Below are 25,913 nucleotides of genomic sequence, written 5' to 3'. Positions count from 1 at the left end.
ATTCCGTTAGTTCAATTGTTAAGAATGTGTCATTACGAATGAAATAGTCTTCTTTATTAATAGATCGCTTCATTTCATTCGTGATGACATATATTATTTATATTGTTGTACTGATAGCATTCTTATACGATTCTCTAGTACAAAAAGCCAAAGCTGCAGTTTTATGAGGTAATGCAATCTCTTTTTGGTACTCAAATCCTGCTTTCTTATTTAATACATGAATCTTTTCGTTATTCGCATCTGGCTCAACAACTACTCTATTCACATATGGTAAACTGAAAAAATATTCCATCACTGTAGAAAATACATGCCAAGTGAATTGTGGGATTCTTTTTTCTGCTGGAGCAACTAGTATATGCATACCGTAATCACTTTCTAAAGCATCATAATGTTCTGCTATCATATCTTTAGAAGCTTCATATTTTTCCATTAGAAAGATTGGCTTGTTGTTTAACATTCCAATAAACGTATGATGATGGGGATTGTCTTCAATTTCTTGATATGCCGCTTTTACTTCCTTTTGTGTTTGCTCTAACATTCCCCAATATTTTGCATAAGGTTGTGTTACCCAATTATGCAATAACTCAATATCTGTATCTAAATGAATTGGACGAATACTCATCTCTCCTAATCCGGATATTTCTCTACGAAACACTTCTTGATGTGTTGAAACCATAACTTATGCTTCTTGTGTTTTAAATTGAGCTAACGGATTGGTTAAGTCTCCTGCAAATTGTAATAAAGCAACAGGGTCGTCTAAATCAATCATTTGCTTATGATTGTTTAGTTGTAATCTGTTTAAGCAAGAAAGTTTGAAATCGTCTGCAAATAGATCGTACTTTTCAAATTTTGTAGCTAATTGAGGGAATTGCTCTTGGTATTCTCTAACATTTTCTGCTACTAATTCCCAAAAACGGGTTTCACTATAATTGGCATGTTCTTCTAAAATTGGTGCTAAAAATCTAAAGAATCCATCGAACATATCTGTAAAAATAGATAGCAGTTTTACATCCTCAGGAACGGGTGCATACATTCTTTTTAAGTGCTCAGGCAGTTCAACATCTGGGCTTAAAATACATGCTTCTTCTGTAATATCTTTTAGCAATGCATATGCAGGAATATTATCTTCTAATACCAAAATAATATTTTCTCCATGTGGCATGAATACTAAATCGTAATAATAGAAACAATGTACCATTGGACTTAAATACGCTTTTAAATACTTACGAATCCAATCGTCTATAGAAATGCCAGAATCTTTAATCATTTCAGGCACTAGTGCATTTCCATGGTGATCTATATGTAATAAAGCAGCCATTGTAATTGGCTTCTGATTTTCTTTTACTACTGAATATGGGCTTTCTCTCCATAAAGAAGCTAACATTTTATTATAATCGTTATGTGGTCCGAATTCTTCGAAATAAGGATTCACATAGCTTACAGATCCTATTTCACTTAACATTCTAAAACCGTTTTCTTTTAAGTATGGATCATTGTATAATACATCTTCTAACCAAACGGCCATTTTAGGAGCTGTTCCTAAATAATATAGAGGTAATCCTCTCATGAAGCCCATGTTTAAAATCGATAAAGCCGATTTTGTATAGAATTTTTGAAGATTGGTTGTATTGAAAAGTGTTCTTATAGATTGTTGTGCTAAGTATTGATCTGGACTATATCCTAAGCAAATTAAATCACCTTTTGCTACTTCTGGAGCAAAAATATTGGCTAGTTTATTAAACCATTGCCAAGGGTGAATTGGTAAGAACAAATAGTCTTTTGGACTATGTCCTTTTTCAGTTATAATTACATTGAACTTAGCAATTGTATCTGCATCTAATTCTTGTTGAATTAATTTCTCATAAGGTAATGTTTCAATAGCTGCATATACTGCTTTTGACTTATGACCTGCCAACCATAATAATGAGAATGAATTTCCTGCTTCTGGTGCATACGAACGATAATCTGTACTATCGAAACCAATTCGTCCGTTATTTGCTACAAACCCAGGATGCCCTTCTGTCATCGATTGTTCAATGGTTTGAAAATCTGCAGTAGCTAGTTCTTTTGCTGTTGGGTTTCCTTTCGTAATCTTAAAAGCACTTCCGTATAGTGTACTAATAATTTCTTCTAAGTATACAGGCATTTTTTCATCAGCAATTCCTAATACTTTTCTAAACTCTTTGATAAAGTAAATTGCGTCTAGTGTTTCTGGAGTTCCATTCACATATTTTTTAATTGACTTTTCATCTATTAAAAAATGATTTAATGCCATAGGTTTCGCAATAAATTCATAGCTAATTTCTTTATTATCTGCTAAAACTCTATAATGGTTATAATTATTTTCTAGCTCTTCTATTATTTCAGGCTGAATTAATAGTTCATGCGAAAATTCACATAATGCTTTTTTAACTAATAATGTATTTGCTTGTTGCCAAACTTTTGGCTGTATATGTTGTGTGGATTGTTGTGGTGATACCACATTATCTAACGTATTCATACTACTACGCTTTGAGGGTGAAAATGATTGTATTTTTTGTTGGTAATTTGCCTTTGTTAAGTAAGCTATTTGTGCTGTTTTATGAGGCAATTCGATTACTTCTCCTAGCCTAAATCCAATTCTTTGACATAAGGCAAACATCTTTTTATTACGAATGTCTGGCTCTACCAAAATTCTATCTATAACTGGATTGGTAAAGACAAAATCCATAATAGATTGAAACATAAACCATGTAAAATTGGCTACTTTAGGAGTTTTGGGTGGTGCTACTATAATATGTACACCACAATCTGAATCTTTGGCTTTATAGAAGTCTTTGATAATGTCTTTTTTAGGATTGTAACGTTCCATCACAAATGCTGGTTCGTTATTGTACATTCCTACAAAAACATCATAATCTTCAGGTGTCGAAAGCTTTATATATTCGTCTTTTACTTCTTCTAATGTGGCATTTTGCATTCCCCAAAACACCGCATACTCTTTTGTTACCCAAGAGTGTAAAAAAGTACTATCTGTTACTACTTCAAAAGGACGAATTGTAATTGTACCAAAGTCTTTATATTCTTTTGAAAAAATCATTGAGTTTTCCATTGATAGTCTGCTTTAGGTTTTAACAAGTTGTTTGTGAAATGTTCGTACAGATTTAAACACAAAGAAGTATAATACTAGTGTAATCGTAAAACCAATTAATGCTATATAAAAAGGAATTTGTAATCCATAGGTATCTACAATAATTCCTACATTCAATGAAGCTAATAATACTCCTAGATTTTGAAAAAAGTGTATTTTACTATAATCTACTGCGTATGATTCTGGCGTGCTTAATTCGAATAGTAATACATCGAATTTTACTACCCCTTGGAAAATTGCCCAACCATATATTATTCTTCCTAAAATTACGACTGCATCCGAAGGAATTCCTTGTAAGAATAGTCCTACTAAACCAATGCATAAGGCATTTATAATTCCTTTATGTCCTTGTGATTTTCTCTTATTATTAATCCACAACGCTATTAAAGCAACAAATCCCGGAATCGCATACACAGTTCCAGAAACTACTTTAGATGTATAAGGTGAAAAACTTTCCCAGTATAAAGAGAAAAATGGTCGTATTAAAAAATCACTAAAGTATAATATTAGTGTAATGAGTCCGAGTTTTAAAATAAATCCTTTGGGAATAAATTTATTTTCAGTCTTTTCAGGTTCTTCAGAAATAATTAAATGCGTAGCGTATTTTTTACTTTTCAATAAGTACGCACTCATTCCCATTTGTACAAAATCTCCTCCAGCCATAATTAAGAATATATAACTTGGATCCATTGTATCTACAGTCATTCCACCAATTACAGCTCCTAGTATTCCTCCCATATGTACAACTACAGATAATAATCCAATAGTACTAGGGTGTTCTTCTTTGGTTACTATTTTTAATATATACGGATACACTAAAAGGTAGCTTCCTTTGAATAAGATCATTACTAAAGATGCTATCCAGAAATATGTGTACGATTCTGTTTGATAGCAGTATAGCGCTAATATTCCTGCCACTGCTTGGGTATATACCAATATATTAAGCTCTGAAACCTTTTTGGAAACATATGCCCAAAAAGGAAACGCTATCATGACCATAAAGCAGATAGCTGCAAAATAATATCCTACGTTTTTGGGATTGGTCATTCCAAAACGTAGTTCAAAAAATTGCGGATAAAAAGGATGCAGTAGGTAATCACTTACTACTGCAACCAAGGTCATTAAAATTAAAAAGTTCTTTAATTTCATTTGTTTTTAATAATTCGTCATTGTAAAACTTGAAGTAGTCTGTAATAAGATTTCTATCGTGTTACTTCAGTTTCTATTTCGAGTTTCCTAAAGGAATACTCAGAGAGTATTTGGAATGACGTTTATATTTATTTTTAAGAATTCATAACGTTCATCATGATTTCCTCTTCTTTACTTACTCCAAATTGCTGAAACGCTATTTTCGTTTCTATTGGGTAATGCTCAACTCCTGTCATTTCTCTGATAATGAATGAGTTTCTATATGCTGCCATTCCTAAATCTGGTGTTACAAAACCATGTGTATGTAATTCAGCATTTTGCACAAAAATTTCATTCTGATTTTTATCTACACTATAATTACGCGCTACATCAAAACGATTCTTTTCATCCCATTCAATTCGATCAGAAATGCCTTCAACAAAATCTGGTAATTGATATGCATATCCTGTAGATAATACCAATCCTTCAGTTTCATGTTTATAGTATTTTTCTTGTTCTGTTTGGAATAACTCTAAGTTGATTGTACCATCTTCCTCTTTCGTATTTATTAACTCAGAGTTTGTACGTAATGAAACTTTTAAAGGAGTCTCAGCTATAATTTGTTTTGTATATAATAAATCGTGAATTGCTCCGATTAAATCGCTATTAATTCCTTTGTATAAATGCTTTTGATTCTTAATTAAATCATCTCTTTTTTGCGCTGGTAAATCATAGAAATAGTCTACATACTCAGGAGAAGTCATTTCTAAAGTTAGTTTAGAATATTCCAATGGAAAGAATCTTGGAGAACGTGTAATCCAATTTAATTCATACCCTTTTGTATCTATTTCTTGTAATAAATCGTAGAAAATTTCAGCAGCACTTTGCCCACTTCCTAACACTGTAATTTTTTTCTTTTCTTGCAATGCAGCTTTATGATCTAAATACTGAGAAGAATGAACCGCTTTTCCTTTAAGGTCTTTACAACATTCTGGCACATAAGGAGGTGTTCCTGTACCTAAAACAAGTTTTTTTGCCTTATAAATTTTATGCTCCTTTGTTTTTGTACAAAGTGAGGTTACTACATATACATTTTCTTCAGCAACGTAATCTATATGCGTAACTTCTGTATTGAAATGAATGTTTGATAATTTTTCAATAGCCCATTGACAGTAATGGTTATATTCATTTCTTAGTACTAAGAAATTCTCTCTTATATAAAAAGAGTACATTCTACCCTGCTCTTTTATGTAATTTAAAAAGCTAAACGGATTGGTAGGATCTGCTAACGTTACCAAATCTGCCATAAAAGGAATTTGCAACGTAGTATCTTGTAATAGCATGCCTGGGTGCCAGTTAAACTTTTCTCTTTTGTCTAAGAAAATTCCATTTAGGTTTTCTATTGGCTCTGTTAAACAAGCCAATCCTAAATTAAAGGGTCCTACACCAATGGCGATAAAATCTGCTACTGCACTCTGCTTCATAATGCTTCTGTTTTGGGTTGATATTTCTTTCCTGTTTCTTCTATCATTTCGATAATATTCAGGAGGTTATTAATTGTATTCTTTGGATTTAACAGGGTAAATTTCAAATAAATATTTCCATTTAATTTTGTACTTGCAATGGAAGCTTTTCCTGCTTTAAACAACGTGTTTTTAATGTGTAAGTTTACCTTATCGTGCGTTGGTTCGTGTGCAGCTTCTGAGTTTTTATACCTAAACACAACTGTACTTAATTCTGGAACATGTGCAGTTTCAAAATTTGGATTGTTATGTAAGTGCTCATGTACTCGTTTTGCCAACTCATGTACTTCTTCTAAATACGATGCAATAGTTTTAGTTCCTAATGTTTTTAAGGTTAACCATACTTTTAAAGCATCAAATCTTCTTGTAGTTTGAATTGATTTCTCAATTAAGTTTGGCCTTTCTGTATCTTTATCTTCCAGTGGATTTAAGTAATCTGCGTAATAAGATACATACTGAAAATGTTGCTTATTCTTCGCTAAAAAAGCGCTACAGCTAACAGGTTGGAACAATGTCTTATGAAAATCTATTGTTACAGAATCTGCCATGTTCGCTCCTTCAAAATAATGCTTATGTGTTTCTGTTAACACATAACAACCTCCATAAGCACCATCTACGTGTAACCACATATCTTGCTCTTTTGCAATCTTTCCTATGGTTTGTATTGGATCAAAGCTTCCATAATCTGTAGTTCCTAAAGTAGCTACTACAGCGATAGGTAAATTACCTTCTTGCTTTGTTTTTTCTATTGCTAATACTAACTCTTCAGCATCCATTCGCATTTTATCATCAACTTTTACAGGTACAACTGCGTCGTATCCCATTCCTAAAAGTGCTGCGTTTTTCTTTATACTGAAGTGTGATTTTTCTGAACAGAAAATTCTGAATTTACTAACCTGATCTGACCAACCGTGTTGCTTGATATTGATTCCAAACTTTTCAAAAGCATAATGGTCTCTGGCCATAAGTAAAGCCATGAAATTAGATTGTGTTCCTCCACTTGTGAATACCCCATCTGCTTGGTTTCCTAGTTGAAATTCGTTACAAATCCAACGGATTACTTCTTGCTCAATAAATGTTGCTGAAGTACTTTGATCCCATGTTTCTACTGCTGTATTTACTGAAGTAGCAATGATTTCTGCTACAATCGAAGGCAATGTAATTGGACAATTTAAATGCGCTACATAATTTGGATTATGAAATGCAATTGCGTTACTGATATACAAATCATCCAATTCGCGTAATGCCTTGTCTATAGGACTTGAACTGTGAATATCTACGAGTCTTGCTTTAGAACGATTACTTCGTATTTCTTCTAAGTCGTCACCTTTATAAAACTTCCTGCTTGCCAAAAACTTTTGTACATACCCTAAAGTTTTTGAAATATATTCTTCATATAATTTTAAGGATTCGTCATTAAACAAGTAATTATTTAATGACAATTCCTTAAACGGAGGGGCTTCGTTTATAATCATTATTTTTATTTAGTCTTAATAAGACTACAAAATTATAATGCAACGAAGTTTTAATTATGACGAAATTGGAATTAAAAAAGACGTGATTTGATTTATTATTAAAAACTTTCTAAGAAAGAAAAAACACCGTTAAAATTAATTTTAACGGTGTTTTTAGATTAATATTTTATAAATTTTATCGTTTTAGAAATTTGTTTGTTTTTAATTTTCAGTAAATAATTCCCCTCTGGTAACAACTCAATATAAGTGCTAATATCTCTTTTTATTACTATATTTTCTTCAGAAAATTCTTCTATTGTTCTTAAAGTTTTACCTGTAATATCTATTATGGAAATAGAAGTAGTTTCTTTTGATACTCCTGGATAATTCACAATTAATTGACCATGCGTCGGATTCGGGTACACTTTGATTATAGCATCTGGTTCCTCTATAAAATCTTCAAAAACTCTACTAGACAAGCTACTGATTGTAACATCTAAATTTCCCGATAAAGACCAATTTCCTGCGGCATCTTTAACTAAACTTTTAATCTTTCCGTTTCTTCTTCTTACATCTTTATTATATGAACTTCCAGCTGTAATTACTTGTGAAGCTCCTCCTCTATGTCTATAAACTTTCAAATCGTCAAACAACATGTTCGTTCTATTGGTTCTTAAAGAAATAGAGCTTCCTCTTTCTATAGGAGTTGTATCTGTCCATTTTAAAATGGGTGTATTATTTTTAAACACTTCTATAACTCCATAAGTTGGACTGTACGTAATTTTATAATTCGCCCAATTATTATCTTGATTTACATTTCCAATAGCTCTAAAATTCAATGTATTGTTAATGGTTTCATAGATGCGAACTTTATTGTCTTCTCCACTAAACCAAATTAAATAGGAATTTCCTCTTTGGTCTTGTGTTACATCATCTGCCATAATGTGAATTCCAAATTTTCTTGGCCCTGAAGTAGATTCAACCTTAGCTGCAAATTCATACAAATAAGGTAATCCTGAGTTTTGAGATAAGTAAGAATTCAATCTTGTATTGTCTACAGAAGTATTCGATTGTCGCATACGGCCGTTACTTATGGTCCAACTTCCTGCATTTTGAGTATAAGCTCCATAAAATTCATTAAAATTATCATTAAAAAAACCATTCCCTCTATTAGCATACCAATTGTTTCCGTATTGTTCTAAAGCTTGGTAAAATCGTTGGGTTACTCCTACGTTATCTCGATCATTAAAATTTGCTGTAAAATCTCCCGACTGTGTATTTCCTCCAGATGCACTAATACTAGTCGTTGGAGCTTGTGTATCTCCAGATGGTGGTGGCGGATTTGAGTTACACCTGCTTCCTAAATCATTTTGCAATGCTACAAAATAAGCATCGGCAAATCTATTTCTCCAACTATCGCTTAATAATTTGGAAGCATCGCTAGAATCTACAAAACCAATTTCACTTAACACTCCCACTGCATTATTTCCTGACAAGACTCCTAAATGAAAGATAAATGAGGCATCTTCTACAGAACGTCTATCTCTCCATTGCCCTTTTTCTACCATTCTGTCTTGAACTTGTCTCGAAAATCGACTGTTTGCTGATTGTGGAGAGTTGCTTCGATTACACCAAAACGTTTCTGTTCCTGTTCCGCCACCTCCATTACAGTGAATACTTATAAAACGATCTGCTCGCCAATTATTAGAAATTGCTCTTCGTTGACTTAATGTAATCCAACCATTTCTTGTAGATCGTGTTAATCTTACATTCCAACCGCTACAACTGCTTTCTATTAAATTTTTAAGTTTTATTCCAACAGCCAAAGCTGTAGCATGCTCTGTATCTGTTCTTCCATCTGGATTACTTCCATTAGAAGCATATCCATGTCCTGGATCAATTACAATCGTCTGTGCTAAAATATCAGCATTCAAAAAAGCTGCTGATATACATAGTAAAAAAGTGATTTTTAAATATCTTTTTTTCATGGTTTTAGTTTTGAAGGTTTAAATCGGCAATAAAAATTCTCCCTGATTTTTCATCTGTAAAAGCAATTTTTTTTCCATTAGGTGATACATCTGCCCACGTTTCAATACTATCTTTGGAGTTAGTTAGTTGTACTTTTTGAGCAGTTTTTGCCGATATATAAAACAAATCGGAAGCAGTAATACTATGTCCATCATTACTCTTATCTTCAAAAGTGACAACACCACTACTATCAGGCAACCAAGCACTAGCTAATCCATTCCCTAAATACTTTCTCTTTTCTTTTCCATCAATTGCATATAAATACATTCCTGGGCCTTCGTGCACTACCACATATTTCTGATTAGGCGCAACTATAGGATGATAATACTGTCCGCCTTCTTTCGTAATTACCCAAGGTTTTCCATGAGTTCCATATTTGGCTTCTAATTGTAATGTTTCTAGGTTAATATATACTGTAAGAATTTTCTCTTTTTGGAACTTCGATTTCCTTAAGATATTTGTGTTATCTGGATGTACTCCTTGTACTATTTTCTCTTTTTTTGTTGAAAGATTGATACTTTTTACAACGAGTTCTGAAAATAAAGCTTCCTTTGGTTTTTCTCTAAAAATGATGCTATTGCTATCGGCACTCCAATTAGCTAAATATCCTATTCCTTGTGCACTTTTTACTTTTTGAATTGTATTACTTTTTATAACATCTACTACAAATAAGGCATCGTTATGGTGATCTGTAAATACAATTTTTTCACCATCTGGCGACCATATTGGAGTACTGAACTCTCCTTCTGGTGATACGGGGGTTATATTACTTAGTTTAGACTGTGCTTCTATTTTGATCGCAAAAAATATTGCACAAATTAGTATAACATATATTGTTTTCATTTGATCTTGATTTAGTTTTTAATGAACTTAATTGTTTTAGAAACCTGTTTGTTTAGAATTTTAAGCAGATAATGTCCTTGTGGTAATGCTTTTATAGCGTTACTCAAATCTACTTGCTGCGTTTCTTTTTCTTTGGATATCTTCTTTATCACTTTGAGCGTTCTCCCTGTTATATCGACTATTGAAATCGTAGTCGTTTCTTTTATCTGTGATGGAAAATTTATAAACATTCGATCCTTTGTTGGATTAGGAAAAACTTTTACTGCATCATTTAACAAAGCTTCTGGAGTCTCAAAATTTCTACTAGACAAACTGCTAATGGTAACATCTAAGTTTCCAGATGAAGACCAATTTCCTGCAACATCTTTTACCAAACTTTTCACTTTACCGTTTCTTCTTCTTATATCTTTATTTACTCCTGTTCCCGCTGTGATTCTTTGAGTACTCCCAGCCCGATATTTGTATACTTTTAAATCATCAAATAATATATTAGTTCTGTTAGTTCTGAGAGAAATAGAACTTCCTCTTTGAATTGGAGTTGTATCTGTCCATTTTAAAATAGACCTGTTATTCTTAAAAACTTCTATAACTCCATAAGCTGGACTATAGGTTATTTTATAATTTGCCCAATTATTATCTTGACTCACATTCCCTATAGCTCTAAAATTGAGTGTATTGTTAATTGTTTCATAAATACGAATTTTGTTATCCTCTCCGCTAAACCATATCAAATAGGAATTTCCTCTTTGATCTTGAGTTACATCATCCGCCATAATGTGAATTCCAAATTTTCTTGGACCAGAAGTAGATTCTACTTTGGCTGCAAACTCATATAAATAAGGTAATCCTGAGTTTTGTGATAAAAAAGTATTTAATCGTGTATTGTCCACAGCAGTATTCGATTGTCGTAAACGTCCGTTACTTATAGACCAACTTCCTGCATTTTGTGTATATCCTGAATAAAACACATTAAAGTTGTCATTAAAAAAACCATTTCCTCTATTTGCATACCAGTTGTTACCATATTGTTCTAAAGCTTGGTAAAATCGTTGGGTTACATTTACATTATCTCGGTCGTTAAAATTTACTGTAAAGTCTCCTGATTGTGTATTTCCTCCCGATGCACTAATACTTGTTGTTGGAGCTTGTGTATCGGCACTTGTTCCAAATGAATTTTGAGAACGATAGATATAATTTTGACGGGGCTGGCCTGCATCTACAAAGGAACCTGGCGTAGATGCATTTCCTCCTGCTGCTCGCCATTCAAAATGAATATGATCTCCACTAGATCCACCTGTAGTTCCTTCTTTTGCTATTATTTGTCCTTTTTGTACGTTTTGTCCTTGACGTACTGATATACTTTTATTATGTGCATAATAAGTTCTGGTACCATCGCTATGCCTGATAATTACCAACCTTCCATAGCCACTGGTAAGACTTCCACTAATTCCAGCAAAAGAAACAACACCTGCCGCGGAAGCTCTCACATTATCATCTCTAGACAAAGAAGTAGCAAAGTCGATAGCACTGTATCCATGATGTCCGCCATTTCCAAATAAATTACACCTTCCCACAGGAGAATGTCCGCTCGTTGGCCCAGGAGTTCCATGTCTTGAAACGCAATTCTCATCTCCAAAATCCCAAGGCAAATAGTACGATAAAGAAGAGCGCTGTATCCTATTTTCTTTTATTGTTTTTTGCTCTAATTGTTCTTTCCAACCGAATACATGCATATGGGCTCCTTTCGATTGTGTTACTACTAAAGCTGTTTTTGAAGAAAGACTGTATTTATAAAGTACATCTGTATGTCCATGCAAAAAGTCTACTTTTTCATCTAAAGTTCCTGTAAATAGAAACTGTTTCCTATCTGGAGACAATAAAGGAGTTCTTACATATGAAAAGGTAATAGGTATTTTTCTAAGTTCTTTAGTTTTCAGGTTTAGTATAAAAATTCCTTCATGCTGTTCTGCTGCATCTAAAAATAATGCCTCCACAAAAATTTCATCAATATGATTAGTCCAACCAATTGGTTTGTAAGCTAACGACTGTTTTTCTTGACTGTTTTTTTGAATCAAAATTTTCTCTTCATTCAACACCGTGTTTATTGTTTTGAAACGGTATCCATTTCCAATCTGTTCTCGTTCTAGGTATACCCACAGATTAGGATCGTACGGACTTTGTAATCCTTGGAAAAAGTCAAAAGATTCACTGACAATTTCCTTATCAGAAATTTCCTTTTCAGTTAACACAACGTTATCTAACGTTTTAGGGAGCAATTCATGGTGTTTATTCTGTTTTTCAAACACTTTCTCTTTCGTTTTGGAGGAAAAACTTTTTGTTAATGGTCTTCCATTTTTTGTAAAAACAAGTTCTTGCGCAGGTAATATATATACGCACAAGTATACTGCTAATACAAGTAGATTTGTAATAGTTTTCATGTTATAAGGGTTTTAAAAAATTCGCTTATGTGTAGGCAATAAGTATGCTGTAATTATTGCATTGAATATCCGTATGAAGTTATAATTACGTTTTAAACGTCATTCCAAATTTACCTGTGCTGAACTTGTTTTAGTGTTTTCAGAATCTTACCATAATATTAAATGACGGTTTGAGATGGAAACCTGAAACAAGTTCAAGTAGACGTTCGTTATTATTATGTATAAATTCGGATAATCATATCATTTTACAATGAATAATTACGCTTTAAAATTGGAATTGCCTTATTGAATATTCTATACTAAAAAATGTATATAGTGTTAAGTATGAGTGAATATTTGGTATTTCATTAGTTCGAGGGTTTTTAATGGTTCATCTGGGGATAAAATTACAGACTATAACCAGAAAAAAAATAGGTACTAATCCTCAATTTTCAGAATTTGAATGCACTCATAATTTAACAATGTATTTAAATAAAGCGTTTGTTCCTTGTAAATTCAGCTTTTTACAAATATTATATCGATGATTTTTAATCGTTTTTTCACTTTTAAATAATTGACTGGCTATTTCTTTATTTGTTTTACCTAAAGCAACTTGATTTATAATATTGATCTCTGTCTTAGACAACTTCTCTCTTACAAGTTCATTCAATTGTAAAACTGGTTCTTCTTTTTCTTGATACCATTGCTCCCTGAATATTCTACTGATGTAAGGTTTATTTTCAATAAGTCTTCCTGCGCATTTTTTTATCAATTCAATATCCTCAGCCTTATAAAGTATCCATTTAATTTCTAGTTTTTTTAATACTTTAATAAGTTCAGTATCTAATGAAAGCGCCATAACAACTATTTTTGCTCTTGGAGCATGACGTTTTGTATATGCGGCAAGTTCCATCCCCGAATTGTCTGATTTAAAAGTAGCGTCTATAACCACTATATCTGGTTGTGAAACAACTATTACTTTTCGTAATTCTTCTAAATCACTTACATCTTCGTATAAATTAAATTGCAAATCTTTAGGAGCCTCAAACATTGCTTTAATTCCTAATTTCTTGAGAGGGTCTTCATAAGCAACAACGACGTCGAATTCTCTTATTTTCATTATGGGAAAGGGTTAAGAGGATAAATCTAATAAAAGGATTTGTTTTTTGAAAAAATGGTGTAAAATGAAACTTTTAAGGCTTTTTAAAACTCAAAATCAACAAGAAAATGAATATTTACACTAAAAATTGGATGTAAGAGCACTACGTTTAAAGATATAAGAATCTTTATTCTTTTTTCTGGAAGTAAAACGGTCTTTTGCCTAAAGTTTTGGGTAGTTATTATACCAAATCTATAATAGCTTGTTCAAGTTCTTGCCCTCTTTCTAAGCCCATTTTTTTTCGGATTCGATGACGAGACGCTTTTACAGATCCCATGGTTACATTACGAATAACCATGATTTCTTTTAGACTTAAATTCATACGCATTAAGGCGCAAATTTCTCTTTCAGATTTGGTAAGATCTGGATATAATGTTCTCAGTTTTTCATTAAACTCTTTATCTAATTGCTCTATATTATCTCCTATAGAATCGAACTTACTTTCTGTTTGAATTTGTGTGGTTAAATCTACAATTAATGACTGAAAATCTTTAGCATCTACGCCATCTCTATGTTGTTTTACTTTTTTCAACTTAGACAAAAATTCTTGTCTGAACTGCAAACGCATTTTATTATCAGCTACCAACTGTTTTGCTTGATATGTGGTATGCTTTAATTGCTCATCTAATAACTCCTTTTCAAATTGTTCTTTCTTAAAACGCTCTTGATTTAGCTTTCTTCTGTTGTTAACAATTATCAACAACGTAATTACAACAACAGATACTAATAACAATACAACTATATAAAGGTTATTTCTAGCTTGCTTTACTGCTGTTTTCAACTCTAACTCTTTTTTTTCAGTCGCAAATTTAATACTGTCGGCTTGTTTCTCTTTTTGAAACTTATAATTCAATTCTAATTCAGTTATTTTCTTTGCATTTCTAATATTAAAAATAGAATCATAATAGTATTTATGAGTTTTATAAAAGCCAAGAGCATATCTATAATTCCCCATTTTTTCGAAAATATGACTTCTTAGCTGATACATTAAAGGTAGTTTCGCTGTGTTTCCATATTTTTTGGCAGAAGCAAAAGTTTCATCTATATAATGAATCGCTTGTTGATGCTTACCCAAATCAGAATGAATTTTGGCAAGATGCATTTGACTGTTAATAATAAATTTAGTGTAGTTTTCAGACTTATAAAGCGCTATGTTTTTCTTATATATTTCAATGGCATTGTCATAGTTCCCTGTAGTATAATGGATTGTCGCAATATTTTCATTAGCTCTTGCTTTTCCAAAAGAAGTAGGATAATAATTTCTCGATAATTGATAATAGTACATTGCAGAATCATTCTGCTTATTGTAATAATAGCTTACACCTAGCATATTCAAAGTTCTTCCCAATTGTGTACTATCAATATTCCTTTTTTGTATTGCTATTGATTTTAGAAAATATGATTTAGATTTTTCATACTCTTTTTGATATCGAAATAGCATACCTATATTATGGTAACTCTGAGCTATTCCTACAGTATCTTTTAAGGTTTCTCTAATTTTTAAAGCTTCTAATCGTAAGTCAAGCGAGTTTTCATAATTTTTTTGCATGGATTCATATTTACCTAAGGTATCAAATATTAACGCTTTTTTCTTTAGAAAATAACTTGACTTAGAAGTGTTTTTTTTAATAATCTCTAAAGCTTCATTCATTAAACTTCTCCCTTCATCTACATTTCTTTTTTCAACTTTTTTAGTGAGCTCTACCAGATAATGTAATTTCAAAGAGTCATTCTTTGCAGTAGAAATATGTTCTCTTAATTTAACTTCTACAGAATCCTGTTTTGATTGTCCAAAACTAGCAAATACATAACTACAAAAAAGACATACTAAAAGAACCCTCATAAAAATAAGTATATAAAAAAAGACACTACAAATATAGTTACATAAAGATAATACACTTCATAATAGCATACAAGTTAAAAATAGCTACATCTCTTTTAAACAAAGGGTTGAAACTTTTTGTAACCATAAAAACAGAGTGCTTCTAACATCTGTTTTGTACCATTGTATCAACATTGTTTATTAGTTTTTTAAAGTCTTCAAATTTCCTATTTATGAAAAAAATAGTACTTCTATTTTTAGTATTACTGTGTGGCATATTATTGCTTCCAATACAATTACACGCAGCAAAAAATAACGATTCTAAAAATCGTTTCACCGGACAAATTCAAGTGAAAGGAATGGATCCAATGGGTACACCTTTTACTAATGGTCAAACAAACGTATCAGAACCAGATGGTACACTCTTTTTTGATACTGCCATTGGAGCTGAATCTTTCAACTCTTTCACTATTGAAAACATAAGTTTTGCTGACGATTTAAATATCTCCAGTGTTACTATTACTGGTGCTCATGCTAGTGATTTTCAAGTAGACGCGATGCTACCTGTTACTATGAATCCTGGTATGATGGAACAGATTATGATAAAATTTAATCCTCAATCAGCAGGTATAAAAAATGCAACAGTCACAATTGTAAGTGACGATGCTACTAATGGTACGTTTACATTTACCATACAAGGAACTGCTTTTGAAGGTGGTACTGGACTAGATTTTGATGGAGTAGATGACAATATTACATTTGATAATGGAAACTATAGTTTAAATGGAAATTTCTCTATTGAACTTTGGATAAAACCTGATATTTCAGGAACTGGAGAGCATTTTATATTGGATAATCAGAGCTCAAATTCAGGTTATAGCTTACGTATCGATACTTCAATGCAGCTTAATTTCAGTTTTTTTACGGCTAGTGGAATTAATACGTTAACAAGTTCTCCAATTGTAAATGATCAATGGCATCATTTGGTAATTGTTTACAATGGTACTAGCTATATCATGTATATAGATGGAGTACTAGATACTTCTTTAGAGCTTTCGGATACAATCGTTGATAGCAGTAGTAATAACTTAACTATTGGAGCTACCAGCGGCGGTGGATCATATTATAAAGGAGTTTTAGATGAATTAAGAGTATGGGAAACAGAAATTTCTAGTTGTAGAATTACAAATCAATTTAGTTGTGAATTAGTCGGGAATGAAGACAATTTACTTGCTTATTATAATTTTAATAATGGAGAAGTAAATGGGAATAATTTCCCAATGTTTGATGTTTTAAGATATAATCATACAATTTCTTCTGGTACACCACCAGAAGGAAAGCTAAATAATTTTGGTTTAACAGAAACAACCTCAAACTGGATAGATGCTACAGCAAATGGTGTTACTGGAACTTGTAGTACGTATACAGAACCTATTATAAGAATTACTTCCAATAGCAATACAATTACGAATGGAAGTACCGATACAGTTAAACCAAATAATACTTCTTTTGGAAACGTAGTATTAGGACAGGCTGAACCTGCGGATTATACGATTAGTAATACTGGTAATGGCATACTAAACGTTTCTAATATTGTGATTGATGGTTCTACTGATTTTACAATCATTGAATCACCAGCAACGGTAGCAGCTGGAGGATCGGGAAACTTACGAATATTATTTACGCCAAGTTCAAATGCAACTAAAGAAGCTACTGTTCGAATTACTAATGACGATTGTGATGACGCTACTTTCGAATTTGATATAGAAGGAACTGGGTTTACACCAGCTACAGGGCTTGATTTCGATGGAGTGAATGATCATATTAGTATTAATCATAATAGTTCATTCAATACCAATACATTTACAATAGAGACATACTTTAAAACATCGTCTTCTACGGCTGGACAGTCAATTATCGCTAAGTATGATGCAACAGGAATTAATGGATTTTCAATGAATTTAAATAATTCTGGAAGGTTACAATTTGAGTATGCAGTGCCAAATAGTGAAACGACTAGTGCATCTAATGCTTCTGGATTAAATGATGGGAACTGGCATCATGTTGCTTTAGCATTTGGAAATGGAAAGGTCACATTCTATATAGATGGTGTACTAGACAATGAAATTACGTTTAGTAATATTCCAGAAACTCCAACAAATACAGAATCACTTTCCATAGGGTACTCTGAATTTAATACCATTTATTTTAATGGAGAAATAGATGAAGTTCGTTATTGGTCTAGAGTACTATGTTTAGATGAAATTAATGCACAACGTGGTTGTGAATTAGCAGGAAATGAATCAGGATTAGTAGCATATTACAATTTAAATCAAGGTAGTATTGACGCTAATAATACTTCTGAGACAACTGCTAATGATGAGACATCAAACAATTTAGATGGTACATTAACTAATTTTGATTTAACAGGTAGTACTTCTAACTGGGTAGATACTTCTGCAAATGGAATTTCAGGAACTTGTTCTATAGCGATTCCTGAAATTAATGTGCAAGGTGATGGTAATGATATTTTAAATGGAGATACTTCGCCTACCTCAAGTGATAATACAGATGCTGGTACAGTGAATGTAGGTTCATCGAAGAATATGAACTTTAATGTACGTAATACAAATGGTACAGGAGACTTAGCAATAAGTAGTGTTACGCTATCTGGCGATACTTCTGAATTCACAGTTACACTAAACCCAAGTAATAACCCTATATTACCTGCACAATCTGCTGGTTTAACTATTTCTTTTCATCCAACTTCTGGCGGCCTTAAAACGGCTGTAGTAACTATTATTAGTAATGATTGTGACGAACCTGAATATACGTTTACAATACAAGGAACAGGGATCCCACCAGGAACAGGACTAGATTTTGACGGTTCTGATGATATTGTCACTATTTCTCATGATAACTCGCAAAACAACTTAGACTTTTCTGTAGACTTTTGGATTAAAACCACAGATGGACTTGGAGGAGTCATCAATAAGTTTACACCAAATGGAAACAATGGTTGGCGTATTAATCTAGATGGAGGTAGAATAGAGTTTTACTATTACGCAGATGCTTCAAATTATATTACTCGTTTATTGAGTCCACAAACCAAAGTAGATGATGGGAACTGGCATCACGTGGCTATTACCTTAGATTCTGGAAATGCAAGATGTTATATCGATGGAACAATTGCCAGAACAACAGGATGGGTAGGAACAGCTACTGCAACCACTACAACTGCCAACATCCAGCTAGGATACGCAGCTGCAGATACTCCATCAGGTGATACTGGAGGATACTTCGATGGTGAATTGGATGAATTACGTATTTGGACTAAAACCTTGAGTCCTTTTGAAGTAGAAAGCCTAAATGGTTGTACTACAGATATGACGCAAACCAACTTAGTGGCTAGTTATAATTTTAATGAAGGAATTGCTGCTTCTGATAATAGCGGACTTACTACTTTAACAGATGGTTCTGGAAATAACTTTAACGGTACACTTAGCAATTTTGCATTAAATGGAGCTACAAGTAATTGGATTGATGCGGCTGACAATAATATTTCTGGAAGCTGTGATTGCGTTGCTCCTGGAAATGTTACATTAACAACTCAAACAGAGGTAGACAATTTTACAGCAACTTTAGGAACCTGTGGTATTATTGAAGGGAATATAACCATTAACGGAACTATTACAGATCTATCTGGTTTTTCTAACATTCATACGATTTCTGGAAACTTATATTTAGAAGGGAATATTGTAGATGATCTTTCTGGGTTTAATTCGTTAACTACCATTGGTGATAATTTTACGTTAAAAGATATGACGAATACGACTTCTCTAACAGCTTTTTCAAATGTTGAAAATCTTGGAGGAGATTTTGAAGTTAATAACTTAGATCAAGTAACAGAGCTATCAATTCTTAGTCAAATTTCTTCTATTTCAAACATTACCATTACTAATAGTTCCATGTTATCTACAATTACTTTTGATGAATTACAAACTGTAAGTGGAAGGGTTTCTATAACATTTAATAGTTCTTTAAGTGCTATTGCTATTCCAAAATTAACTGAGGTAACTAATGAATTTAGAATGAATAATAATGGCGGTGGAATGACGAACCTTAGCTTAGATGTTTTACAAAGTACAGGAAATCTTTTATTGGCTGATATGAATGGTTTACAATCTATAACAATTCCAGAATTACAAACCATTACAGGTCGTTTTGCTATTAGTGGTTTTAGTGCTTTAACCACACTTAGTATTCCTAAATTAGCAAGTATCAACAATAATGCTTCAATTAATAATTGTAGTCAACTTACCACCATAACTACAACAGCTTTGTCTACTATAGGTGGTAATTTCAGTATGGATGATTTAGGAATAACTAGCTTAAATTTCCTTCAAAATCTAACTAGTATTAGTGGTCAGCTTTTAATAAGAGATATGGCCAATTTGAATAACCTTCAAGGGTTTGATGAATTGACAACATTAGGTAGTTTTAATTTTTCCGATTGTGATTTGGTTACTAATTTAGAAGGATTCCCCAAATTAGCTATCACTTCTATAAATTCATTGGGTATTAGTGAAAATGAATTACTTACAACATTCGATAATTCTTTCTTAGCCTCTTTAACCTCTATTGGTATTTTAAATATTAGCTTCAATGGAAGTCTTACAGATATTAGTGCATTACAAAACGTAACAGCATTAACCAGTACAGATTCTACTATTAGAAATAACAATGAATTAGTTACTATTGATTTATTTGGATTACAAAATGTAACTAACACCTTAAAAATACAGAATCAAGCTAACACAACAAGTTTATGTGGCTTATATAACTATGTACATAATGGTAATGGAAGTACTACGTTATCTTTTGTTGGTACTAACCCTACAAATTGGGATAGCATACAAGATGTTATTGATAATTGTGACACACCAGTAATTACGCTAATTGGTGATAATCCACAAGAAATTGAACTAGGTAGTGGTTATACGGAATTAGGAGCAACAGTAAATGATGGTTCTACAGTTACTATAAACACAAGTGCTTTTATTGATGCTATTGGAAGTTATAACATTACCTATAATGCAACTGGTGTTTCTGGAAATAATGCTGTAGAAGTCATAAGAACTGTAAACGTAGTCCATCCTGCGCAAGTTACTTGGACTGGTAATACAGATAGCGACTGGACAGTAAACGGAAATTGGTCTACAAATATACAACCGCTAACAACTCAAAATATTCTTATTCCTAACGTAACAAATGCTCCTGTAGTAGAAACTGCTGTACAGGTAAATGATCTCACTATAGAAACTGATGCTGATTTTAATATTTCTGAAAATGGAGCTGTAATTCTAGATGGAAACTTTAGTACGAGTAGTAATACTACGATTACTTCAACTGCAAGTACAAGTGGAACATTACTTATAAAAGGAACTTCTAATGGGACTATTACGTATGAAAGAGGTGGTTTAACTGCCAATACTTGGAGTATGGTTACAGCACCTGTTTCGGGACAAAGTATTAAAGAATTTGCTGAAAATGCTTCGAATAATATTCGTACAAATACTTCGGTAACTCCAACTCGATATGCAATTGGTTATTACGATGATAGTCAACCAGCAGGTTCGAAGTGGAGATATTACACGACTACAGATTTAGCAACTAATAATCTAACTTTTGAAAAAGGTAGCAGCTATATTATCTCCAGAACTACTGATGGAACTGTTACGTTTACAGGAACATTAGAAACGGCTAACGTAACAAAAAACGTGACTTCTTCTGAATGGAATGCCCTTGGAAATCCATATACAGCCTACTTACCTATAAATGAAAATGGAGGAACTAATTTTATTCAAGACAACTTAGCTAAATTCGATGCTTCATATGTTAGTGCTTATATTTGGGATACTTCTCAAAATAAATATGTAGCACATTCTTTAGTAAGCGATGCTAAATTTTTAGCACCTGGTCAAGGGTTCTTTGTAAGAACTACTACTGGAGTCTCTGATTTTTCTTTCAACGAAGCACATAGAACTACTCAGCCAACTTCAGGAGGAACATTTAACAGAACTACTACTCCACAACAAAATCCAACTATTGAACTGATTGCGAGTACAGAAAACATCCAAGTTAAAACAGCTATAAAATACGCTCAGAATGCTACAAAAGGATTAGACGCTGGATATGATATTGGAAACTTTGAAGGAGCTTCTTTTGATGTATTTACACATTTATTAGAAAACTCTGATAAAGAATTTACTATCCAATCACTTCCTATTTCTGAGTATGAAAATATGGTAATTCCGGTAGGTTTAACAATAGCAGCTGGAAAAACAGTAGTATTTTCAGTAACAACTACTAATTTGCCTTCAGATGCTTTTGTATATCTAGAGGATAAATCCACTGGAATCTTCACAAAACTTGGTGATGATAATACATATACTATTGCTGCAAACGAAAAGATTGAAGGTGTAGGAAGGTTTTATCTACACACAACTTCTCAAACATTGAATAATGACGATTCAATTGATAATATAACTAATATCCGTATTTATAAATCATCTACTAAAGAGATTACTGTAACTGGTTTACAAACCAATGCTATTGTTAAAGTATATTCTATGTTGGGTGAAGAACTTATACATAAAGAATTACAATCTACAACAAACACAATTAGTTTACCAGCATTAGCTACTGGAGTTTATATTCTAAAACTGAATACAGAAACGGGTAACATTACTAAGAAAATTATTTTAGACTAATTCAACAAGAAGCATCATATAATGAAACATAAAAAACAACATCAAGAAGAAATCACAAGAAAAGAAGCACTTACTAAAATGAAAAATTATGGAAAATACGCAGCTTTTACTGCTATAGGCACTTATATTTTATTATCTCCTAAAAAAGCGCAAGCTGCGAGCCCTGAAGTTCCAGGAGATGGTTTTTAGTTTATTCTTCCCCCAGATTTAGTAAACTTCAAAAGACAGCTATTTCTAGCTGTCTTTTTCTTTAAAGTTATTTTATGAGCCTTTTTTATTTATACTAATGTTTATAAAGCTTACTATTTGTCATTCTAAACGATAGTGAAGAATATTAAAAACTACGTCATTCCGAAGAAGTGAAACGACTGAAGGAATCTTTCAATCTAAAAATAGATTGCTTCTTTCGTCCCTCAATCGCAATGACGTAAAGTAGAAAAATGTTTATTTATTAGACTAAACTCTTCGCTTTCCCTTCGAGTAACCTCAGGGATCACTCAGGATTACATTCTACCTTTCCTCTTTTGTTTTTCTAAAAAAATCTAAATCTAGTTTATTTAGAGTTTTTCTCAACGAAATTCGTTGAGAAAAAGAACTCTATCTATAACTCATATACTTTTACATAATCAATTATAAAGTCTTCAGGGAAAATAGTATCATCTACTTCTGGACCTCCAAAATTCCCTCCTATTGCCATATTTATAATTAAGTAAAAAGGTTTGCTATATGGCCAGTTTTTTTCATTTTTATTAATTGGTGCATATGTATATACTTTTTTCTTATCTATATAAAATATGATCGCCTCCTTTGTCCATTCCATTTCATAGACGTGAAATCCTTCTTCGATAGTAGGTATTTTAGTTTTTTGAGAATGAATTGTATTTCCAAAACTTGATGCATTATGTAAAGAAGTATAAATCGTATGTGGTTCTCTTCCTACATATTCCATAATATCTATTTCTCCACAATTAGGCCATATGTTAGTATCAATATCATTTCCTAACATCCATATGGCAGGCCATAAACCATGACCTTTTGGTAACTTTGCTCTTACTTCTACTTTTCCATAAGTAAATTCAAGTTTTCCTTTTGTATGGATTTTTCCTGAAAAATATAAGCTGTCTTTTTTTGATGCTTTGATGATCAAACTTCCATCTTTAACAATTACATTTTGCTTTGTATATAATTGACGCTCATTATTTCCCCAACCACATAAATTAGGACAGCCGTCTCCTAGATCGTAATTCCAAATAGTTGTATTTAATTCAGCTTCATTAAACTCTTCATTAAAAATTAACTTATTATCTTCTGTATTACAAGAAACCAAGCTTAAAATGATAATTATAATTGCTATTTTTCTCATAAGAAATCAAATGATGTTTCTAAAGAAGTATCTGAACTTCCGCCTACAAATACCTTAAACTCTCCTGGTTCAACTATGAAAGCTCCTGTGTTATTAAAAAAACCTAGTTCTTTTTCAGTTAATGTGAATGTTACTGTTTTTGTTTCTTTAGGCTTTAATGTTATTAGTTCAAATCCTTTTAGTTCTTTTACTGGTCTGGTTACACTAGCTATCATATCTCGAATATATAGTTGAACCACTTCTTTACCTTCTACTTCTCCTGTATTCGTTACATTTACGATTACTTTTACATTCTTTCCTTGTGTACTAACTTGTATATCGTTATAGCTAAAAGTGGTGTAACTTAAACCATAACCAAAAGGATACAAAGGTTTATTTGTTTCATCTTGGTAATGCGACCAAAACACTTCTTTTTTAGGGCCGGGTCTACCTGTATTTTTATAATTATAATAGATTGGAATTTGACCTACTGATCTTGGAAAAGTCATAGGTAATTTTCCACTTGGATTATAATCTCCATACAACACTTGTGCCACTGCATTTCCAGTTTGAGAGCCTAATTGCCATGCTTCTACTATAGCAGGTATATTCATTTCTGCCCAATTTATAGTTAAAGGTCGACCATTATTTAAAACTAATACAATGTTTTTATTTACTTGATAAACTGCTTCTAATAATTCTTGTTGTATTCCTGGTAAATCTAAAGAAGTACTACTCCTTGCTTCTCCACTTTGGAAGCCTACTTCTCCTAATACCATTACAACTACATCTGATTTTTTTGCTGCTTCAATAGCTTTGTTAAATTTCGATGTATCTGTTAAGTTTACTTGTACTTCATTAATAAAGTTTGTTGCTCCAACAGCAACAGATGCTCCTTCTGCATAAATTAATTCATTCTCTTTATACTTTTGCATACCTTCTAAAACAGAAATTGCCGAATTATCTTTAGCTGCTAGCCTCCAACTTCCTAGTGGGCTATTTTTATCTGCTGCCAATCCTCCAATTAATGCTATTTTTTGTCCACTTTTTTTCAAAGGCAACACCTTATTTTCGTTTTTCAATAACACAATTGATTTTTTTGCTATGTCTAAGGCTGCCTCTTGTATTTCTTTACTTCCAATTACTGATTTTTCTCGTTCTTCATTGCAATATTTATAAGGATCTTCAAATAAGCCTAATTCAAATTTCACTTTCAAAATTCGTCTTACTGCATCATCTATTAAGCTTTCTTTTACACTTCCATCATTTACTAACTCAGCAAGTTCATTAATATATGCATACGATTCCATATCCATATCTGAACCAGCTTTTACTGCTAAGTCTGCTGCATCTTTTTTATCTTTTACATATCCGTGCGCCATCATTTCCATAATAGAACCCCAATCTGAAACTACGAAACCTTTAAAGTTCCATCTTCCTTTTAAAATTTCTCTTTGTAAAAATGCATTTCCTGTCGCTGGTATTCCATTCAATTCGTTAAATGCATTCATAAATGTTTTTACATCTGCATCTTTTGCTGCTTTAAAAGGCGGTAAAATTGTATTGTAAAGTGTAGATGTTCCAACGTCTACTGTATTATAATCTTTTCCAGATTCTGCAAATCCGTACGCAGCAAAATGTTTAGCACATGCTGCTAAAGTAGCTGGGCTAGAAAGATCTTCTCCTTGAAATCCTTTTACACGCGCCACTGCTATTTTACTTCCTAAAAAAGTATCTTCTCCTGCTCCTTCCATGACTCTTCCCCAACGTGGATCTCTTGAAATATCTACCATAGGAGCAAATGTCCAATTAATACCAGCTGCCGCTGCTTCTTTAGCAGCCATTGCTGCTGATTTTTTAATTGCTTCTAAATCCCAACTAGCCGATTCTGCTATAGGAATTGGGCTTTGCGTTTCATATCCATGAATTACATCAAATCCTATGATTAAAGGGATTCCTAGCCTACTTTCTTCAACTGCTATCTTTTGTACTTTTTTTACATTAGCAACACCTCTTACGTTTAGCATAGAACCTACTAAACCTTTTCTTAAATGTTCGTATTTTTTAGCTGCATCTCCATCACTCGGAACTGGCCCCGTTACATCCCAGAAACCATTATATTGATTCATCTGACCTATTTTTTCTTCTAAAGTCATTAAATTCAATACTGAATCTACTTTTCTATCAATATCTTTTCTTCCTTCTTTTATTCCTGTAGACTTTTGACAACCTATTATTGCCAAGAGAATAATACTAATTATGAGCGTATTTTTTTTCATATAAGAATAGTTTAA

Annotated in this window: 14 protein-coding genes; 2 read left to right on the top strand and 12 right to left on the bottom strand. The window is 32.4% G+C overall.

The genetic code is table 11. The features are described 5' to 3' along the window. Nucleotides 1-97 precede the first annotated feature (97 nt). The 10 genes from ACKTTC_RS16850 to ACKTTC_RS16805 all read right to left on the bottom strand — a co-directional run bounded on the left by ACKTTC_RS16850 (nucleotide 98) and on the right by ACKTTC_RS16805 (nucleotide 15,525). The gene (locus ACKTTC_RS16850) at nucleotides 98-676 is read right to left on the bottom strand and encodes a GNAT family N-acetyltransferase (protein WP_408041023.1); all 579 of its coding nucleotides are present in this window, start codon (nucleotides 674-676) and stop codon (nucleotides 98-100) included. Between the two features lie 3 nt (nucleotides 677-679). Beyond that, on the bottom strand, nucleotides 680-3,091 hold the full coding sequence (locus ACKTTC_RS16845; protein ID WP_408041022.1) for a GNAT family N-acetyltransferase: 2,412 nt from the start codon (nucleotides 3,089-3,091) through the stop codon (nucleotides 680-682). Nucleotides 3,092-3,103: 12 nt separating this feature from the next. Beyond that, complete coding sequence (locus ACKTTC_RS16840; RefSeq protein ID WP_408041021.1) at nucleotides 3,104-4,279, bottom strand: MFS transporter; 1,176 nt, start codon at nucleotides 4,277-4,279, stop codon at nucleotides 3,104-3,106. 134 nt (nucleotides 4,280-4,413) lie between these two features. Next, nucleotides 4,414-5,742, bottom strand: coding sequence for a lysine N(6)-hydroxylase/L-ornithine N(5)-oxygenase family protein (locus ACKTTC_RS16835; protein ID WP_408041020.1), 1,329 nt, complete (start codon nucleotides 5,740-5,742; stop codon nucleotides 4,414-4,416). Further along, nucleotides 5,739-7,256: a pyridoxal phosphate-dependent decarboxylase family protein gene (locus ACKTTC_RS16830; protein ID WP_408041019.1), complete on the bottom strand. Its 1,518-nt coding sequence runs from the start codon at nucleotides 7,254-7,256 to the stop codon at nucleotides 5,739-5,741. The genes ACKTTC_RS16835 and ACKTTC_RS16830 overlap by 4 nt, the downstream gene beginning before the upstream one ends. A 158-nt stretch (nucleotides 7,257-7,414) precedes the next feature. Next, complete coding sequence (locus tag ACKTTC_RS16825; RefSeq protein WP_408041018.1) at nucleotides 7,415-9,223, bottom strand: N-acetylmuramoyl-L-alanine amidase; 1,809 nt, start codon at nucleotides 9,221-9,223, stop codon at nucleotides 7,415-7,417. Between the two features lie 4 nt (nucleotides 9,224-9,227). Further along, the gene (locus ACKTTC_RS16820) at nucleotides 9,228-10,106 is read right to left on the bottom strand and encodes a TolB family protein (RefSeq protein WP_408041017.1); all 879 of its coding nucleotides are present in this window, start codon (nucleotides 10,104-10,106) and stop codon (nucleotides 9,228-9,230) included. An 11-nt stretch (nucleotides 10,107-10,117) separates the two neighbouring features. Then, on the bottom strand, nucleotides 10,118-12,544 hold the full coding sequence (locus ACKTTC_RS16815; RefSeq protein ID WP_408041016.1) for a peptidoglycan DD-metalloendopeptidase family protein: 2,427 nt from the start codon (nucleotides 12,542-12,544) through the stop codon (nucleotides 10,118-10,120). A 448-nt stretch (nucleotides 12,545-12,992) separates the two neighbouring features. Beyond that, entirely contained in the window at nucleotides 12,993-13,643 is a 651-nt protein-coding gene (locus ACKTTC_RS16810; protein WP_408041015.1) for a response regulator transcription factor, read from the bottom strand. 220 nt (nucleotides 13,644-13,863) lie between these two features. Further along, on the bottom strand, nucleotides 13,864-15,525 hold the full coding sequence (locus ACKTTC_RS16805; protein ID WP_408041014.1) for a tetratricopeptide repeat protein: 1,662 nt from the start codon (nucleotides 15,523-15,525) through the stop codon (nucleotides 13,864-13,866). Between the two features lie 212 nt (nucleotides 15,526-15,737). Here ACKTTC_RS16805 and ACKTTC_RS16800 point away from each other — a divergent pair, with 212 nt between their 5' ends. Next, nucleotides 15,738-22,277, top strand: coding sequence for a LamG-like jellyroll fold domain-containing protein (locus ACKTTC_RS16800; protein WP_408041013.1), 6,540 nt, complete (start codon nucleotides 15,738-15,740; stop codon nucleotides 22,275-22,277). Nucleotides 22,278-22,298: 21 nt separating this feature from the next. Continuing rightward, on the top strand, nucleotides 22,299-22,466 hold the full coding sequence (locus ACKTTC_RS16795) for a hypothetical protein (protein ID WP_408041012.1): 168 nt from the start codon (nucleotides 22,299-22,301) through the stop codon (nucleotides 22,464-22,466). 412 nt (nucleotides 22,467-22,878) lie between these two features. Here ACKTTC_RS16795 and ACKTTC_RS16790 read toward each other — a convergent pair whose 3' ends face one another. After that, nucleotides 22,879-23,640 carry a glycoside hydrolase family 16 protein gene (locus ACKTTC_RS16790; RefSeq protein ID WP_408041011.1) on the bottom strand — a complete coding sequence of 254 codons (762 nt, stop codon included), beginning with the start codon at nucleotides 23,638-23,640 and terminating at the stop codon, nucleotides 22,879-22,881. After that, complete coding sequence (gene bglX / locus ACKTTC_RS16785; protein WP_408041010.1) at nucleotides 23,637-25,898, bottom strand: beta-glucosidase BglX; 2,262 nt, start codon at nucleotides 25,896-25,898, stop codon at nucleotides 23,637-23,639. The genes ACKTTC_RS16790 and bglX overlap by 4 nt, the downstream gene beginning before the upstream one ends. Nucleotides 25,899-25,913: the final 15 nt, after the last annotated feature.

Origin of the sequence: Tenacibaculum amylolyticum, from assembly GCF_964511145.1 — a bacterium.
GTDB classification, from domain to species: domain Bacteria; phylum Bacteroidota; class Bacteroidia; order Flavobacteriales; family Flavobacteriaceae; genus Polaribacter; species Polaribacter amylolyticum.
Note: the sequence above shows the minus strand (reverse complement) of the source record. Positions and strands in the feature narration are given on the sequence as shown.

Coding starts and splice junctions, on each gene's coding strand:
- ACKTTC_RS16820 (WP_408041017.1), bottom strand. CDS start 10,106: ATGAAAACAATATATGTTATACTAATTTGTGCAATATTTTTTGCGATC.
- ACKTTC_RS16790 (WP_408041011.1), bottom strand. CDS start 23,640: ATGAGAAAAATAGCAATTATAATTATCATTTTAAGCTTGGTTTCTTGT.
- ACKTTC_RS16830 (WP_408041019.1), bottom strand. CDS start 7,256: ATGATTATAAACGAAGCCCCTCCGTTTAAGGAATTGTCATTAAATAAT.
- ACKTTC_RS16795 (WP_408041012.1), top strand. CDS start 22,299: ATGAAACATAAAAAACAACATCAAGAAGAAATCACAAGAAAAGAAGCA.
- ACKTTC_RS16840 (WP_408041021.1), bottom strand. CDS start 4,279: ATGAAATTAAAGAACTTTTTAATTTTAATGACCTTGGTTGCAGTAGTA.
- ACKTTC_RS16825 (WP_408041018.1), bottom strand. CDS start 9,223: ATGAAAAAAAGATATTTAAAAATCACTTTTTTACTATGTATATCAGCA.
- ACKTTC_RS16845 (WP_408041022.1), bottom strand. CDS start 3,091: ATGGAAAACTCAATGATTTTTTCAAAAGAATATAAAGACTTTGGTACA.
- ACKTTC_RS16805 (WP_408041014.1), bottom strand. CDS start 15,525: ATGAGGGTTCTTTTAGTATGTCTTTTTTGTAGTTATGTATTTGCTAGT.
- bglX (WP_408041010.1), bottom strand. CDS start 25,898: ATGAAAAAAAATACGCTCATAATTAGTATTATTCTCTTGGCAATAATA.
- ACKTTC_RS16800 (WP_408041013.1), top strand. CDS start 15,738: ATGAAAAAAATAGTACTTCTATTTTTAGTATTACTGTGTGGCATATTA.
- ACKTTC_RS16810 (WP_408041015.1), bottom strand. CDS start 13,643: ATGAAAATAAGAGAATTCGACGTCGTTGTTGCTTATGAAGACCCTCTC.
- ACKTTC_RS16835 (WP_408041020.1), bottom strand. CDS start 5,742: ATGAAGCAGAGTGCAGTAGCAGATTTTATCGCCATTGGTGTAGGACCC.
- ACKTTC_RS16850 (WP_408041023.1), bottom strand. CDS start 676: ATGGTTTCAACACATCAAGAAGTGTTTCGTAGAGAAATATCCGGATTA.
- ACKTTC_RS16815 (WP_408041016.1), bottom strand. CDS start 12,544: ATGAAAACTATTACAAATCTACTTGTATTAGCAGTATACTTGTGCGTA.